The organism is Nocardia sp. NPDC004722, from assembly GCF_053601505.1.
On sequence record NZ_JBSGBY010001068.1, the window covers coordinates 1 to 1,391 of the forward strand.

2 protein-coding genes are annotated in these 1,391 nt (G+C 69.2%); both read left to right on the top strand.

The genetic code is table 11. The annotated features are described in order from the left end of the window. Nucleotides 1–741: 3-oxoacyl-[acyl-carrier-protein] synthase III C-terminal domain-containing protein (locus ACWELQ_RS45720; protein WP_452403196.1), on the top strand; the 741-nt coding region annotated here is incomplete at its 5' end. 4 nt (nucleotides 742–745) lie between these two features. Then, nucleotides 746–1,391: hypothetical protein (locus tag ACWELQ_RS45725; RefSeq protein WP_452403197.1), on the top strand; the 646-nt coding region annotated here is incomplete at its 3' end.

Here is a 1,391-nt window from a genome sequence, read left to right on the forward strand (position 1 = left end):
GCCCAGCTGGGCGCGGCGATCGGCGCGACCGGGGCGCTGCACTTCTATCTGTCCAACGCCTGCGCGGGCATGATCACCGGCGTGCTGATGCTGGACCGGATGATCAAGTCCGGGGTGGTGCGCCGGGGCCTGGTGGTCAGCGGCGAGCAGATCACGCCCATCGCCGAGACCGCGGTCCGCGAGATCAGCAAGCCCTACGACCCGCAGTTCGCGGCGCTCACCGTGGGTGACGCGGCGGTCGCGGTGGTGGTCGACGACCGGGGCAACGACGACGACGAGATCCACTACATCGAGCTGATGACCACCTCCGCCGGGGCCGAGCACTGCATCGGGCAGCCCAGCGACAAGACCACCGGCATCGCGATGTACACCGACAACCGGGCACTGGCCAGCGAATCCCGCTTCCTGCAAGGTATTTCGCGCATGGCCGACTTCCTGCTGGAGACCGGGCGGGCCTGGGAGAGCGAGAAGTACGACTACTGGATCCACCACCAGTTCAGCGGCCCGGCCATCGAATACATCAGCTCGCTCACCGAGCGGCACTTCGACACCCCGATGCCGCAGGCGCTCAACGTGTATTCCGAGTACGGCAATACCGCGTCCACCTCGCACTTCCTGGTGCTGCGGGAACACCTGGCGCAGCGCAAGATTCCGCGCGGCTCCAAGGTGCTGTTGATCCCCGAGGCGTCCGGCGTCGTGTCCGGGCATCTCGCCGCGACCATCTCCCGTCTGGAGGCGTGAATAGATGAGTACCGCAATCGTTTCCGCGGCCGTGTGCACCGACACGGATACGGGCAGCTACTTCGAACTGGCCTCTCGGGCCGGTCGGCAGGCGCTGGCCGCGGCCGAGGTCGCGCCCGAACGGGTCGGCCTGGTGATCAACGCGGGCGTCTTCCGCGACAGCAATATCGCCGAACCGGCCGTCGCCGCGCTGATCCAGAAGCGGCTCTCGGTCGGTCTGGAGTACGCCTCCGGCCGGGTGCCCGCGTTCTCCTTCGACCTGCTCAACGGTGGCAGCGGAGTCGTGCACGCGCTGATGGCCGCCCAATGCTTCACCGGGCTCGGCGATGTCGAATACGCGCTGATCGTCGCCGGTGACACCCATCCCTCCACCGAACGCGACCGCGAGGACTTCCCCTACACCGCGGGCGGCGCGGCCATCCTGCTGCACGCCTCGGAGACCGCGGGCGGCTTCGGGCGGATCTACACCAGCGAGACCCCGGTCAGCGGGCCGACCGCCTGGGCCGACCTGGATGCCGCGGGGCTCGAGGGACGCACCGCGCTCACCGTCCGCACCGGGGTCGGGGATCCACTCGCCCTCGCCGAGCAGGCCGTGCGGGCCTGCCTGGAGAGGGAGCGGCTCGATCCCGGCGAAATCGCCACCGGAGCAG